9 protein-coding genes and 5 pseudogenes are annotated in these 14,276 nt (G+C 33.0%); 6 read left to right on the top strand and 8 right to left on the bottom strand.

The features are described from left to right. Both KFD70_RS27150 and KFD70_RS27145 read right to left on the bottom strand, forming a co-directional pair. Positions 1-128 (bottom strand): annotated as a pseudogene (locus tag KFD70_RS27150) (septum formation initiator); the annotation flags it as partial. A gap of 136 nt (positions 129-264) precedes the next feature. After that, positions 265-372, bottom strand: a pseudogene (locus tag KFD70_RS27145) (L-serine ammonia-lyase, iron-sulfur-dependent, subunit alpha); the annotation flags it as partial. Between the two features lie 597 nt (positions 373-969). Here KFD70_RS27145 and KFD70_RS27140 point away from each other — a divergent pair. Next, positions 970-1,172: pseudogene (locus KFD70_RS27140) on the top strand (IS4 family transposase); the annotation flags it as partial. 851 nt (positions 1,173-2,023) lie between these two features. Here KFD70_RS27140 and KFD70_RS27135 read toward each other — a convergent pair. Beyond that, positions 2,024-2,572 (bottom strand): GNAT family N-acetyltransferase, encoded by a 549-nt coding sequence (locus KFD70_RS27135; RefSeq protein ID WP_336454239.1) that lies wholly within the window; start codon positions 2,570-2,572, stop codon positions 2,024-2,026. A 307-nt stretch (positions 2,573-2,879) separates the two neighbouring features. Here KFD70_RS27135 and KFD70_RS27130 point away from each other — a divergent pair. Continuing rightward, a pseudogene (locus KFD70_RS27130) lies at positions 2,880-3,386 on the top strand (zinc-binding dehydrogenase); the annotation flags it as partial. Between the two features lie 69 nt (positions 3,387-3,455). On the opposite strand, the gene KFD70_RS27125 reads toward KFD70_RS27130, so the two are convergent. Beyond that, complete coding sequence (locus KFD70_RS27125; RefSeq protein WP_336454238.1) at positions 3,456-3,983, bottom strand: GNAT family N-acetyltransferase; 528 nt, start codon at positions 3,981-3,983, stop codon at positions 3,456-3,458. Between the two features lie 6 nt (positions 3,984-3,989). Then, on the bottom strand, positions 3,990-5,891 hold the full coding sequence (locus tag KFD70_RS27120) for an endonuclease MutS2 (RefSeq protein ID WP_336454237.1): 1,902 nt from the start codon (positions 5,889-5,891) through the stop codon (positions 3,990-3,992). 577 nt (positions 5,892-6,468) lie between these two features. On the opposite strand from KFD70_RS27120, the gene KFD70_RS27115 reads away from it, so the two are divergent. Then, positions 6,469-7,260, top strand: a complete 792-nt coding sequence (locus KFD70_RS27115; protein WP_336454236.1) for an arylamine N-acetyltransferase family protein — start codon at positions 6,469-6,471, stop codon at positions 7,258-7,260. 54 nt (positions 7,261-7,314) lie between these two features. Here the strand turns inward: KFD70_RS27115 and KFD70_RS27110 are convergent, their stop codons facing one another. After that, positions 7,315-7,764, bottom strand: a complete 450-nt coding sequence (locus KFD70_RS27110; protein WP_336454235.1) for a hypothetical protein — start codon at positions 7,762-7,764, stop codon at positions 7,315-7,317. 208 nt (positions 7,765-7,972) lie between these two features. Here KFD70_RS27110 and pepF point away from each other — a divergent pair, with 208 nt between their 5' ends. Further along, positions 7,973-9,760 carry an oligoendopeptidase F gene (pepF, locus tag KFD70_RS27105; RefSeq protein WP_431613492.1) on the top strand — a complete coding sequence of 596 codons (1,788 nt, stop codon included), beginning with the start codon at positions 7,973-7,975 and terminating at the stop codon, positions 9,758-9,760. 36 nt (positions 9,761-9,796) lie between these two features. On the opposite strand, the gene KFD70_RS27100 is transcribed toward pepF, so the two are convergent. Further along, positions 9,797-10,924 carry a serine hydrolase domain-containing protein gene (locus KFD70_RS27100; RefSeq protein WP_431613491.1) on the bottom strand — a complete coding sequence of 376 codons (1,128 nt, stop codon included), beginning with the start codon at positions 10,922-10,924 and terminating at the stop codon, positions 9,797-9,799. Between the two features lie 376 nt (positions 10,925-11,300). On the opposite strand from KFD70_RS27100, the pseudogene KFD70_RS27095 reads away from it, so the two are divergent. Further along, positions 11,301-11,549 (top strand): annotated as a pseudogene (locus tag KFD70_RS27095) (hypothetical protein). Positions 11,550-11,662: 113 nt separating this feature from the next. Here the strand turns inward: KFD70_RS27095 and KFD70_RS27090 are convergent. Next, positions 11,663-12,892: an MFS transporter gene (locus KFD70_RS27090; protein WP_431613490.1), complete on the bottom strand. Its 1,230-nt coding sequence runs from the start codon at positions 12,890-12,892 to the stop codon at positions 11,663-11,665. Positions 12,893-13,001: 109 nt separating this feature from the next. Here KFD70_RS27090 and KFD70_RS27085 point away from each other — a divergent pair, with 109 nt between their 5' ends. Then, positions 13,002-13,868, top strand: a complete 867-nt coding sequence (locus tag KFD70_RS27085) for a LysR family transcriptional regulator (protein WP_336454241.1) — start codon at positions 13,002-13,004, stop codon at positions 13,866-13,868. Positions 13,869-14,276 lie beyond the last annotated feature (408 nt).

The raw sequence follows: 14,276 nt of genomic DNA, 5'->3' as shown, positions 1-14,276 counted from the left end.
GTTCCAAAAAGGCTCAATGCCCAGGTAGTATCCTGTTTATGCCACTTTTTAGGATCTGGATATTTCTCATTTTTTACTGCAGTATTTTCAGTTTGAAATTCTATTTTTTTTGCAGTATTCCCATTCATATAATAATTCCTCCTTGTATCCTATTTTTACATCTCTTTTTAAGGCTTAGGAATATAGAACATTCTTGAAAAATGAATTGCTTACAAGGTGCGCCACATCGTGTGCCCTTCTTCTAAGTTACTCAAAATCAAAAAATTCGCGAGGCGCCTGTCTTCCAACTCTATACATCGCTTCAATAACTTCGTCAGTATTAATGATATTGTTTGCGCCGGCTAATGCGATGTCCGCTGCTACTAAAGCATGTTGAATAAATTTCCCTTCTGATCACACACCTTTCTTAGAGTAATCGTATCAGTATTTCCAATTTTAGAAAGTTTGATATTTTCTCCTTAAGTGATAGATTATCTCTCGACGTCCTAATTATAACTTTTATATTCATAAGCTTAATATTTTTTTATTTTTAGAAAGATTGAATAAACAGAATTTTGAATAGGTAATAAATTACACTTGGCATGTAGCAATTGTGTCCATTGTTTGAAGCTGTACTAATTAGTAGAAAAGTAAAAACAACACAGAATTCCTTTGATGAACACAATGATTATATTGAAAAATCATTAGAAAGATACTTACATTTTCTTTTGTTGAAACATCTTATTTTAAACGTGAGAGCTGTTGTAATAAATGATTAATGTAGATGGAAAGGAATAAATCAAGGAAATAAAAAGTTGTTTTTAGTATATTTACCATTAAAATTGTATTTTTATTCATTTTTTCAGAAAAAAGAAACTTCTTTTTTTAGGGTACGCCACATCGCTATTAAGCTAGCAAAACAAAATTTCCTTAAAATGAAAAAATACGCTATTTTTTCTGTAGAATCATAGAAAAGGATAGCGTTTTTGTATGATTCTACCGATTTTTGACGAGTTACAATTATTTCTAAAGAATTACAATGGAATATGCCACTGCATGCTTTGGAGCAGTTAGCTAGCGAAATAGGATTTGTTAAACGGAAATGTAAATATCGTGCACAAGACCTAGTAGCTCCATGTGTTTGGTTAAGCAGGAATATAGCTCATACTTCACTGACACAATTATGCAGTAGATACTCGTTCTTATAGGATTCAATATTCGCTTGATGGGTATGGGGTACCACCAAATGACATCAAAACCACTCTAAGACATTTTTTAATCAAAATGAAAAAAACAGTGCAACTTTTTTAAAACGGTTGAACTTTATTTCCAATCAACAATTCATGTTGCTTTAAAATAAAGTTTAATCGAATTAATACTAATAATCTTGATAAACAATCATAGAAAAGAACGTGTTTTGAAAAAAGATTAATCAATACACGCTCTTAATACTTTCAGTTAGTTCACTCTTTTACTAAAAAGTTTGTTTATTTCCTATCTATCAGTGATTTTGTTTGATTTTTGACACGCTGAAATAAACATTTGCTCCTCTTGTTTTTCAAAGGAAAAATTCTTGTCCAATTCGAGCCATCTGAACCAATAAAGCAACAACCTATACGAAAACAGCCAAATGATAAAAGTATTTTTGAACAAATGTCATACAAACACCTTAACACCCTTTAAATGAAGTTTTATAGAGGTTGATACTTATATAATTAATTATCAATCTAAAATTCATTAAATCGAGATCTGAGAATCCGTTTTTCTACATCACCTCTATATTAATTTTACAAACAATCTTCTCGTTATAACCGAAGCAATTCCAAAAAAGAGAAATCTAACCAGCTATAAAGCCACTAGATTTCTCTTTTTTTCTTTATATTTCGCATAAAGTGAAACTTTAATCAGCCCTCACCAATCGGGCCTTTACGGGCAGTTTATCTCCCACCTAACTTCTTTGCTCCCGCTGAATTTTGAGGTGGAAGTATTACTGCCCTAAAGTAGCGGGATAAATGGTCAGTTCACTTTATGATCCATATTCCAATTATTTTTTCATTGTTATCCATTCATTTTGTAATATGCCCATAATAATGCGATCAAAGCTCTTCCCATCTCGCTGAACTGCTTCTCTCATACATCCCTCCACCTTAAACCCAACCTTTTTATATACTTCAATAGCCGTTTTATTATAAGAAATAACATCGAGCCCTACACGATGTAAGTTTAATTCATAGAAAGCATATTTCAGAATAAGGCGTAATCCTTCTGTACCATATCCCTTACCTCTATAATTTTTATCACCTATACCAACTGCCAGCAAGCCAGCTCTATTATTCCACTCTATGCTATGAAGTGCCACAAAACCAATTAGAATGTCTTCTTGAATTGTTCTTAACATGAATGAAACACCATTTGATTTCCGTCCTTTTAATAGTTCATGCTCCTTTATTTCCTGTAAAGATTGCGGAACTGCAGCATCCGTATCTACATTCCTTAAATACTCACTATCCTCTTGCCACATAGCCATTTGTTCAATATCTTCAGCTCTAATTGCTGCTAATTTAATATTTTCACCTAAGAATAGATTATTCATTTCAAAAATCCCCCTTTTCAATTATGGGGATAGTTTCATAGTTTATCTAACCTAGCTATCCCCATTTTCCATAAATACTAATGACAGTGGGATACTTACAATAAGTGCTAACATTGGCACATCTCCTTTTAATATGATTAAATTCATTGTACATATTTCAGATTATTCATTCAACTTATTTGTTAATTCCTCCCTGTATGGATATAACTCACATTCACTATTTTAGTCTTTTCTATGTTTTTACTCGTTGTCATTAATAGTATGGTTGTGACACAGCTTAAACATTTGAAAGGACATAAAAACAAGCCAACTTCTCATACAAATCATCAAAATGCAAGGCGCACAAGTCATTGGTCTTACTTCATCTAAGGAAAAAGCAGACGCAGCCCATTCAGCTGGAGCAGACCATGTATTTTTATATTCAGAATCATGGTGTGAAGAAATACTACAAATCACAAAAGGTCGTGGTGTAGATGTTGTATACGAATCAGTAGGTTCTACATTAGAAGAGAGCTTTAAAACCACAAAAATTGGTGGTACCGTCGTATTTTACGGAATGGCTGCTGGCGATTCAGCTCCTGTTGATCCGCGGATGCTGATGGACACTTCGAAAACTTTAACTGGCGGAGATCTTTGGAATGTACTCACAACGTATGAAGAACGTAAACAACGTTCTAATCAACTATTTAATTGGATAACTGCTGGAAAACTAAACATCCAAAATCCAACAACTTTCGCTTTAAAGAATGGTATTGAAGCACATCGATTATTGGAAAGTCGAAAAAGTACAGGAAAAATTTTATTAATACCATAATCATTTTAAGTTAAAACCTGAACTAAAATGAGTAGCCAGAAAATTTCTTCTAGCTACTTTTTTTCAATTCTACTCAGAAAAAGCTTCCGAATATTGCACAACACCTTGCACATTTTGAAGAGCATTTTCCGTTAATTCCATTGCCATAAATACTTCATCTGGCACATCAAATGGTGCACGTATATTCCATAGACTAGCCGGTTTAAAACCAAATTTCGGATAATACTCTTTATGTCCTAGTACAATTACAGAATGATATCCAAGCTCTTTCGCTTTTCTTATTACACTAGAAATCAACAGACTTCCAATTCCCTTTTTCTGATACTCTCGTGCAACAGATACTGGCGCAAGAGCCAACGAATCTACAGATTTATCACCATCTACTATTTTAATTTTAGATAATAGAACGTGACCAATAATTTCTTTATCTACCGCTACTAATGATAACTCAGGAATAAACGTATTAGATTTTCGAAGTCGATGTACCAATTTATGTTCTGTTTGGTCACTAAATTCTTCATCTAAAAACGCTTGTTTTACAACCTCTTCTGTTCTGTTATAATCTTTCTCACATTCTTGTCTAATCTTTATATTCATAAACTCTTACCCTCTATTCTTTCTTATTTCTTTTTGAATTTTACGAAGCGCTTTTTTCGATCCACGCTCTATATCATGCTGCATTTTCCGCTCTTTATAATCCACAAACAACGTGTCCAAATCATACCCTTCTGGATATAATTCCTTTGCCTGTACTTCTAAAGAAATTCGCTTCACGTTTACTTCAATAAATTCACTATTATAAAATACAACGACATTGGAGAAATTGTCTTTTTCTTTATATACAATACCGAAGTCATCATAGTCTAATAACTTCACACGGTCTCCTTTTTTATATTCATTCGTCTCATCTATTTTTTGTTTTATATCCTTAGGCTTTCTTACTTTCCCTTCATGCAGCTTTTCTAAACGGTATTCTTTATTTTCCATATATCCTTTTGCTCTTTGCAACACATTGTCTTTTACATTCATTTTTCTAGAAATCCAAAGAGCATTACTTTCTCCCGATTTCCCTATTACTAGCTGATACAATGGTTCCAATGTTTCATTGTTGAACTGCATCGCCGCATTCATAAAATCACTATGCATTTCGGAAAATCGTTTAATCTCACCATAATGCGTAGTCGCAACAGTGATACAACCCATATGATAAAACTCTTCTAAAATCGAAATCGCAAGCGCAGCTCCTTCATTCGGTTCCGTACCGCTTCCTATTTCATCAAATAATAAAAGCGTATTATTACTTGATACCCTCATAATTTCTGAAAGGTTTTTCATATGAGATGAAAATGTACTTAGTGCATTTTCAATACTTTGATTATCACCAATATCTACAAAAATGTTTTCAAAAACCGCAATCTCCGTTTCCTTATTTGCTGCAATATGGAATCCTGACATTGTTGCTAATGTTACTAAGCCTATTGTTTTCAGAACAATTGTTTTCCCACCAGCATTTGGCCCTGTAATAATTAAACTTCGGTAATTTTGCCCAATTTCAAAATGAAGTGGTACAACTTCTCCTGATAAAAGCGGATGCTTGCACTGAACTAACTTTACATACCCATAATCATTTAATTTCGGCTCTATCCCGCCAATATGTTTACTAAATTTCGCTTTTGCAAACACCATATCGTATTGACTAATCAGTTCCATATTAATCTTAATATTATAAATGTCCTCTAAGATCATTCCTGATAAAGTAGCTAATATTTGATATTCTTCCATCGCTTCTTCAGCTTTTAAACTTGCTAATTCCACATTTAATTTTGTCACTGTATGTGGCTCTATAAAAACAGTAGAGCCTTTAGAAGAAACTTCAACAATCGTTCCAGCAACTTGATTTTTATAGGAAGCTTTCACTGGAATTGTATATCGATCATCTTTTTTACTAATAAAGAACTCTTGAATATACTTTTTGTTTATACTACTATTTAAAAATTTATTTAAACGTTCTTTAATTTTTCCTTCTGCTGATTCAATGCTATTTCGGATTCGTTTTAATTCTTTACTTGCGGAAGAGGCCACGCTATTTCCTTTAATCGAATAATTAATTTCCTCTTCTATACTTTGAAATTCAGACATAGAATTCGCATATGATGCTAGTACTGGTGCAAAAAATTCTTTATCAAGCATAAATTTTTTAACTTTTCGACACCCTCGTAAAAAGTCTGATACACTAACTAACTCATTTGGATCTAAAATCATCCCTTTCTCCAATTTTTGAATTGTACTATCGATATTAGAAATTCCGAGAAAAGGTACATGCCCTTCTGCATCTACTATAGCTCGTGCTTCCGTCGTTTCATTCAAACGATTTTTCACTACTTTGATACTGGAGCTAGGCTCCAATTTATCTAACAATTGTTTTCCTAATCCACTTACGCAATACGATTTAACGATTTCCTTCAACTCGTTATATTGCAACTTTTCAAAAGTCATTTTATTCAATTTCTATTCTCCTCACTATGATTTACTCACACCATAAATGAAGATACCTACCCATTAGATTTCAATGAGTTGTAAATAATTAAATTTTCATATGATAAAAATAAACACAAAAAAGCTGCGGAGACACCGCAGCTTTTTACATTTACAAGGCCTGTGCATGATATAAAGAAATAAAGCCATCTCAAAAAACACATGGCTATCCCATCATCATTACACGCTTTATAAAGTATTGTAGGTATCTTCATAGGTATTTGAAATAAACCCACGACAAAACTAGGGGTATGAATTATACAAAAATCCCCTGTTCTCATCCGATTTATTTCATTCAATTTTTCCTATTTAGAACCTACCGCACTCACAAAAAGCACCTCTCATTAATTTATTATTTCATTCATTGAAATCTAATTGATTGAAATCATCATACTATATGTTATAAAAGAAGTAAAGGTGTTATGACTATAATACTTTAGTCATAAATATATATGGATTTTCTATCCAACGTATTGCGGATGTTTTCTTGATTGATTTCGGTACAATGATTACATAGATAAGTAAAAACAAATAAGGAGTGATCCACTTGACAGATTTTCAAAAACAATTTTTCTCTAGATTAAATATAGAAGCAAAAGATTCTATTTCATTTGAAGATTTAAATGAAATTCTTTATGCGATGGCACAAGCGGTTCCATTTGAGAATTTGGATATTATTCAAGATACAGTGAAAGAAATATCAAAAGAACATCTTCAAGAAAAAATCTTAATGAACAACCGAGGTGGCCTTTGCTATGAATTGAATCCAACGATGTATTACTTCCTGAAAGATTGCGGTTTTGATGTTCACTTAGTATCAGGAACAGTTTATAATGCCGCTTCTGCAACCTGGGCTGTTGATTCAGGGCATGTGGCAACCATTTTAAAACATAATGATGAACTTTATTTAATTGAAGTAGGTTTCGGTTCATACCTGCCCCTTTCACCTGTTCCTTTCTCTGGTGAAACTGTTCACGCTGTTACCGGAGACTATCGTATTCGAAAAGAAACAACTGCAAAAGGAAACTATATGTTAGAGATGAAAAAGAATAATGAATTTCTAGACGTTGCTTCATCTGAAGAGTGGACATTAGGCTATGCATTTTATCTTGAAAAAGTTGACGAAAGAACATTAAATTCAGCTCAAAGAATAATTGTAGAACATAAAGACTCTCCTTTTAATAAAGTACCGCTTATTGTAAAACTAACTTCTGACGGGCATGCTTCCTTAACAAAAGATAGTTTTACAGTAACAAAACAAGGGAAAAAGAGAAAAGAAGAGATTTCAAAAGAACAATATACAGATCTATTACAGGAAACATTTGGTATACAATTATAATCGACACGATAAAAAATCTTGCCAATGGTGGCAAGATTTTTTATTTTCTTCTATTCAAACTGTTTTTTTATCTCGAATTCTACCATTGTTAAAATACAGAAAGATAGGTAGCGGAATAACGATAAAACCTAAGCTTTTAATCATTGTATTTTTCGCTTCCTGCTTGACTGTTTCTTTTCTATCTTCTACATTCCGATCATATTCTGCACGAATTTGCTCTTCACTTACTGTTTGTTGTGAGTCTTTCGCTTCCACCAATTTCATCTTTTGAAATGAATCATAAGATTCGTAGTAAGAAGGTGGACTGATATAATCTGATAGTCCCATAAATATGCCGATTCCTCCTCCAATAGATAACATCAAGGTCGCAAATAGTACTAAATGTACATATAATTGTCTAAACACATCTTCCTCCCCCTCTTTTTTCCATTTCATAATCGCTAACAAAATAAACACGATAATCGCAAGCGGTAAGCCTAACATAATGAATGGGATTAGAATCAATACACTTCCACCTCCTTAATTAAATATATTTTTCTCCTATACATACATGCACTATCTCCTTACAAATATTTCAACTAAAAAAATTCATATAATATTATTATACCTATGCTCTCTGTTTTTATTTTTGTGTAGCAGGGATTCTTTGCAATTTGTTGTATTTCATAGTTAGATAGAATATACAAAATACATATTTGGAAAGGAAATAATTATGGCAGAATTTAAAAATAGAATGGATGTACCTAATCAGGAAAAGTGGGATTTAACAGATATTTATAAAACAATGGAAGACTGGAAAAACGACTATGAAAAAATCGAAACTTTAACAGAGGACTTAAAAGAATTCGATGGAAATATCCACGATAGTCAAAGCCTGCTTGCTTATCTTACAAAAAGTGAAGAAGTATCCAGTTTGTTCAGCCTCGTTTATGCCTATGCAAGGCTGCAAGCAGACCTTGATACACGTGATACGGAAGCTCAATCTCTTGTAGATCAAACATCACAATTACACGTTAAAATAAGCGCGGCTCGTTCCTTCTTTTCCCCATTTTTACTAAGTATCGATGAGAAAACATTACATTCTTATATAGAAGAAAATGAAGGCTTACAATATTATAAAGAAGACTTATTGGAATTATATCGATATAAGAAACATGTGTTAAACAAAGATAAAGAAGAAATTTTATCGCAAATGGGCGAGGCCCTCTCCTCTCCTCAGCAAACATACGGAATGCTCAATAATGCAGATATAACATTTGGAGAAGTTACAACCGATGATGGAAATAAAGTAAAGTTAACACGCGGGATGTATTCAAAATTAATAAAAGATGAAAATAGAGAGAAGAGAAAAGAAGCTTACAAAGCATACTATCAACCATATGTGCAACTAAAAAATTCTATCGCTTCTACTTTAGCAGCAGCTATTAAAAATAATGTTACCATTTCTAAAATTAGAAATTACCCATCTGCTTTAGAAAAGTCTTTATTTGGTGATATGGTTCCGAAAGAAGTGTATGATAATTTAATTCATACAACGAAAAAGAGCATTGCATCTCTACATACATATAATCATTTACGAAAAGAAAAACTGCAACTAGATGAATTAAGACAGTATGATTTAGGCGTTGATTTAGTAAAAGGTGTAAAACAAGATATTCCATATGATGAAGCCTATGAAATTATGCTTACAGCCTTAGCTCCATTGGGTAACGACTATATTCAAGTGCTTCGAGAATTTAAAAACAAACGCTATATAGATGTGAGAGAATTACCTGGTAAACGCTCTGGGGCTTATAATTTCGGAGTATATGGCATTCATCCATTTATCCTTTTAAATCACCATGATGACTTAAACAGTCTATTTACACTAGTTCATGAATGTGGACATGGCATGCATACTTATTATTCACATAAGTTTCAGCCAAGAATTTCTGCTCACTATACAATCTTTGTAGCAGAAGTCGCTTCTACGGTGAATGAGGTTCTTTTAATTCACCATCTATTAAAAGAAGCAAAAGATGTAGACATACGCAAGCATTTAATCAATCATTTTATTGAACAATTTAAAGGAACGTTCTTTACACAAATTATGTTTGCTGAATTTGAAAAGATTACACATGAAATGGCGCAGCAAGGAAAACCACTAAATGTGCAATCCTTCAATGATGTTTATGAAAAATTATTTAGAGAATACAACGGTGATACACTCGTATTCGATGAAGAAGTAAAATATGGCTGGGCTAGAATTCCACATTTTTACAGACCATTTTACGTTTATAAATACGCTACCGGATTTGCTTCTGCAATTCAAATTGCAGATCAACTATTAAGCGGTGGCCCTATCGCTAAGCAAAATTATATCGAATTCTTAAAAGGCGGAAGTTCGGATTATCCACTCAACCTTTTAAAGAAAACAGGTGTAGATTTAACAACGCCTGAGCCAATTGAAAGTGCACTAAATCGTTTTAATAAACTAATTGAAGAATTTTCTTCACTATAACAAAAAAAGCCTCTCACGCTAGAGGCTTTTTCAAATTCATTTTTCTTCTAATAAATCTTTTGCCATCTTTCGAAATTCCTGATTAAATGCATCATTCATTCCGTTTTGAACATTTGAGAAAAGAATGACAAAAATTTGCTTATCCCAATCGAAATTATTAAATGTATTCCACCCAGCTAATACACCATGGTTATGGTAATAATCTGGATAAATATAAAAACTAAATCCATATTTCCTTGCGGGTGATACAGTGAACATATATGCTAAACTTTGTTTCGAAAGTAGTTTACCCGTCATAATTGCTTCATCTAACCTTTTCATATCTTCTACAGTTGTATACATTTCACCACAACCATATAACCAGTTCATTCTTAACTTAGGAGTCGATACGAATTCATTCTCTTTCTTTGTATAACCTTCTGCGAAAAATATATCTCCAGGGAACTTTGCACCCATACCAGATTCATGCATTCCAACTGGATTAAAAACATGTTCTTTTACATATTCAGCTAATGGTTGCTTCGAAATTTGTTCTACAATATAGGCAAGTACCATATAATTATAGTCTGTATATCTCCAGCCCGTCCCTGCAGGGAATTCAAGGTTTTGCGAACCAATCCATGCCACTAATTTTTGACGTGATGCTGCATCTACTTTTCCTTTTCCTTGCTCTGGTAGCCCAGATGTATGTGTTAATAAATGTCTCAAAGTAATATTTTTATCCACTGGGAATGAAGGGATATATTTATTCACATTATCTTCTATATTCAACTTCCCTTTTTCTTGTAACTGCAATATAGATACTGCCACTACTGTCTTCGTTATAGAACCGATACGATATTTCGTTCTTGGTGTTGTTAGAACTTTATCTTCCATATTTGCGTACCCATAGCCTTTTCGCAAAATCACCTTATTTTTATCAGTTACAAGTACCGTTCCGTTAAACCCTTTTTCTTTTAAATATTGATCTAATTTTTCCGCTGCGACCTCATAACGGGTACGCTGCTCGGTATTTACTTTTGGCTTATCATTTTCTATTTTACTATTAGAATCTGAAAATGCTTTTAATGTCTGTGTCTCATTTTTATTTGTTTGCATGAACATATATACACTTAAACAAAAAATTGCGATAATAAAGCAAACGATTAAACATCTCTTAAACATACAGGAGCCCTCTTTTTACTCATTTTGTACTGATTATCATTCTCATTGTTATATTTATTCTATCTCTTTTTATTTAAAAGAAGACCTTAATTTTTGCTTAATTCCATTAAAGAACGAATCTGATTACTATAATCTAGCATATATTTTGATTATCCATCTCTACATGTGTATGGAACGAAACTGAATCTGTATCTCCCTAAAGAATTAACAAAACTAGAAATTTATTCAAGGAAAGCTTTCCATATTCAAATTTTTAACCACTCTTTATTGTATTTACTTTCTTATAAAATTTCCAACCCACAATCTGATTCGTCTAACTATAATTTCTTTTTTTATGTAACATTCATTACGATTCGCATATAAAGGAGGAAATCTATTGGGAAACATCGATAAACGGAATCGACTAGATCTCAAAATGTTCAGTTATCGAACAAATAAAAATAACATAGTTTTTATTGAATATTACGGAAAATAAATTATGGTTTTAAAAGGGAAAGAAGCAAGTGCTTTTCTAAATAAAATACATCTTGCAAATAACGAAAAAGAACGACAGCTCATTATGGCCAAAATAATAGGGAATTTCAAAAGAGGAAATGAGCGGAGAAGAAATAATACTAAGGATTAAGTTTATTTTTCTCACTATTTATCAGTACTCCCATTACGACAAAAGTTTCTATTGATATGTCGTGATATCATTCCTTTCAAAATTGATTATACAGCATATTCTTTTAAAAAATGTCACTTGCATGGCATTTTTTTCGGATGTTTCAATAAAATTATCACTGAAGTAAACATCAATATCACTAGCCCTATCCAGGCCCACATATACCCTTTTACATCCACAATGAATCCAAAAATAGGCGGAGCTAAAATGATTGCAATTTGATTTAGCGTAAGTGCAAAACTAACCGTCATTCCTACTAAATCCTGCCTTGCTGTTTCAGCAATCTCAACCATAAAAAGACTAAACCATCCAATCCCAAAGAACCCTAGCAACCCACTCATTAAAAATAAACTCCATACCGAAAGATTGTGTATATTTAATATTAAAATGAATATGCACATACATGTTGCGAATACAGAAATTAGCAGCGGCCTCCTGCGGTTACCCTTATAAAAGAAATCACTGACTGCGGCTAAAACAATTCGCCCCATCATTCCAAAAAATAAAGTAACCGCAAATACCTTTCCAGCCAAAATGGGAGATATAGATTTAGCAGTAATCAAAAAGTTTATAAAATGTCCAATCAACACCATTTGCAATGAAATCATGCAAATTCCTATGAAGAACACTGGATACAATTCCTTATTACTCATTATCTCTTTTAACTGTTTCCAAAAGGAAATCCCTTTATTATTTAATACAGGTTCATGATGAACAAGAGGTTCCCTATAAAAAACTAAAAACAGTACTCCCCCTGCAATGCATATACTTGAGAGAACATATATCGCGAATGACAAACTAACATTTACAGAGAGAATCGGAATCATTGCCCCTGCAACTGCGCCACCTATAGGAATGCCAGCTTGCCTAATTCCCATAGCTAGCCCTCTATTTTCTTTCAGGAACCATTTTAAAATCACTTTGCTTCCTCCTGGTTGTGCAGCACTATAAAACACTCCAACTATCATAAGAACAAATAACAATCCAGTAAACCTTTCTACTACATGAATAAATAAAAGAGATCCACCGAGCAATATAGAACTACCTCCGATTAATACCCTTTCATTATATTGATCAAGTAATCTCCCGACAAAAAGCATACAAAAAAGCGGACCGATATTAACAGCGGTTAACAACATGCCCAGTTGCATATCAGTAAGATGATATATTTCTTTCCAAAAAAATGCTAAAGGTCCTATCCCATATGTTATTAACGTTGCACTTGCTTGTACTGCTGTTGCCAACATTAATACAATCCATTTATAAGAACGATTACTCTTCATGATTTTTTCTTGATTTAACACTCTCATCCCCTCCACACTTTTTAATTGTATAAAGATTCAGATATCATGTAAAATGAGTATTACTGATAAAAGGGATCAAAATAATTGATATCTTTAGGGGGGGATTGAACTGGATATAAAAGATTTAACTGTTTTTTATGAAGTAGCTAAGGAAGGCAGTATCTCACATGCAGCCCAAAATTTAAATTATGTACAATCCAATGTAACAATGCGTATCAAACAATTAGAAAATGAACTAGGAGTACCATTATTTTACCGAAATGGGAAAGGCGTTTCCTTAACTTCAAATGGGGAAATTTTATTAACTTACGCAAAACAAATTATATATTTAACGGAACAATCTATTAAAGCTGTCCAAAACAATGGGTCAACTCCAAAAGGAACATTAAAAATTGGCTCTACGGAATCTACAACTACAGTCCGTCTTCCTTCAATTCTAACATCCTATTGTGAGACGTATCCTGAAGTTGAATTCCTGTTAGAAACACATTCAACAGAAAAATTAATTCAGCTTGTTTTAGAAAGAAAACTGGAAGGTGCATTTATTGCTGGCAATATACATCACCCTGATCTCGATTCAATCTTATTTCAAGAAGAAGAATTAGTGCTCATTAGTAAACTACCCCTATCTTCTTTCAATGATTTAGGAGAGATGAATTTGTTGGCTTTTAGTCAAGGTTGTTACTATCGTAGATTGCTAGAAAAATGGCTCCATGAAGAAGGTATTGTTCCAAAACGGGTGTTAGAATTTGGAACAATTGAGGCTATACTTACATGTGTAAAGTCCGGCATGGGTACTGCAATTATGATAAAGTCTATCGTACAAGATCACGAGCACTCCTTAGTATTAACTCCTTTACCCAAAAGCCTTTCAAAAGTATCTACTGCTTTTATTGTCCGAAAAGATATTTTTTATTCAGGAGCCTTACGCAAGCTGATCGACATGATAACAAGTACGTCATGCATAATAAAATGACCCTTCCATCCGAATAGTAAAATTCTCCTTTTCCCACTGATGATTAGCAAGGTTAATGATGCTGTTACGTGTAACCCCCCACCTAACTCCTTTGCTTTCGCTGAATTTTGAGTTTTTGGGTCTTACTACCCATAAATAGCGGAATAAAAGGGGAATTTTCAAGTGAAATGATTCCTTTTTCCCTTCAACATTATTACCATATATTTGAATCCCAAGACCTTCTGACCTTTTCTTAAAAAACATACAAAAACGCTATTCTTTCCTATTGGAGTGAACCCTGAGAATGAGACGATAAAAAACACCTCTCTAAATCGTAAGTATCAGTTATGATTTTAATGGAGGTGTTTTTCGTATGGGGAAAAAGACGCATTATCCTGCCGAAATAAAGTGGAAAGTAGTTGAAATGAA

Source organism: Bacillus pfraonensis, from assembly GCF_050768835.1.
In the GTDB taxonomy this organism is placed as follows: Bacteria; Bacillota; Bacilli; order Bacillales; family Bacillaceae_G; genus Bacillus_A; species Bacillus_A pfraonensis.
This window is presented reverse-complemented; position numbering and strand designations above follow the sequence as displayed.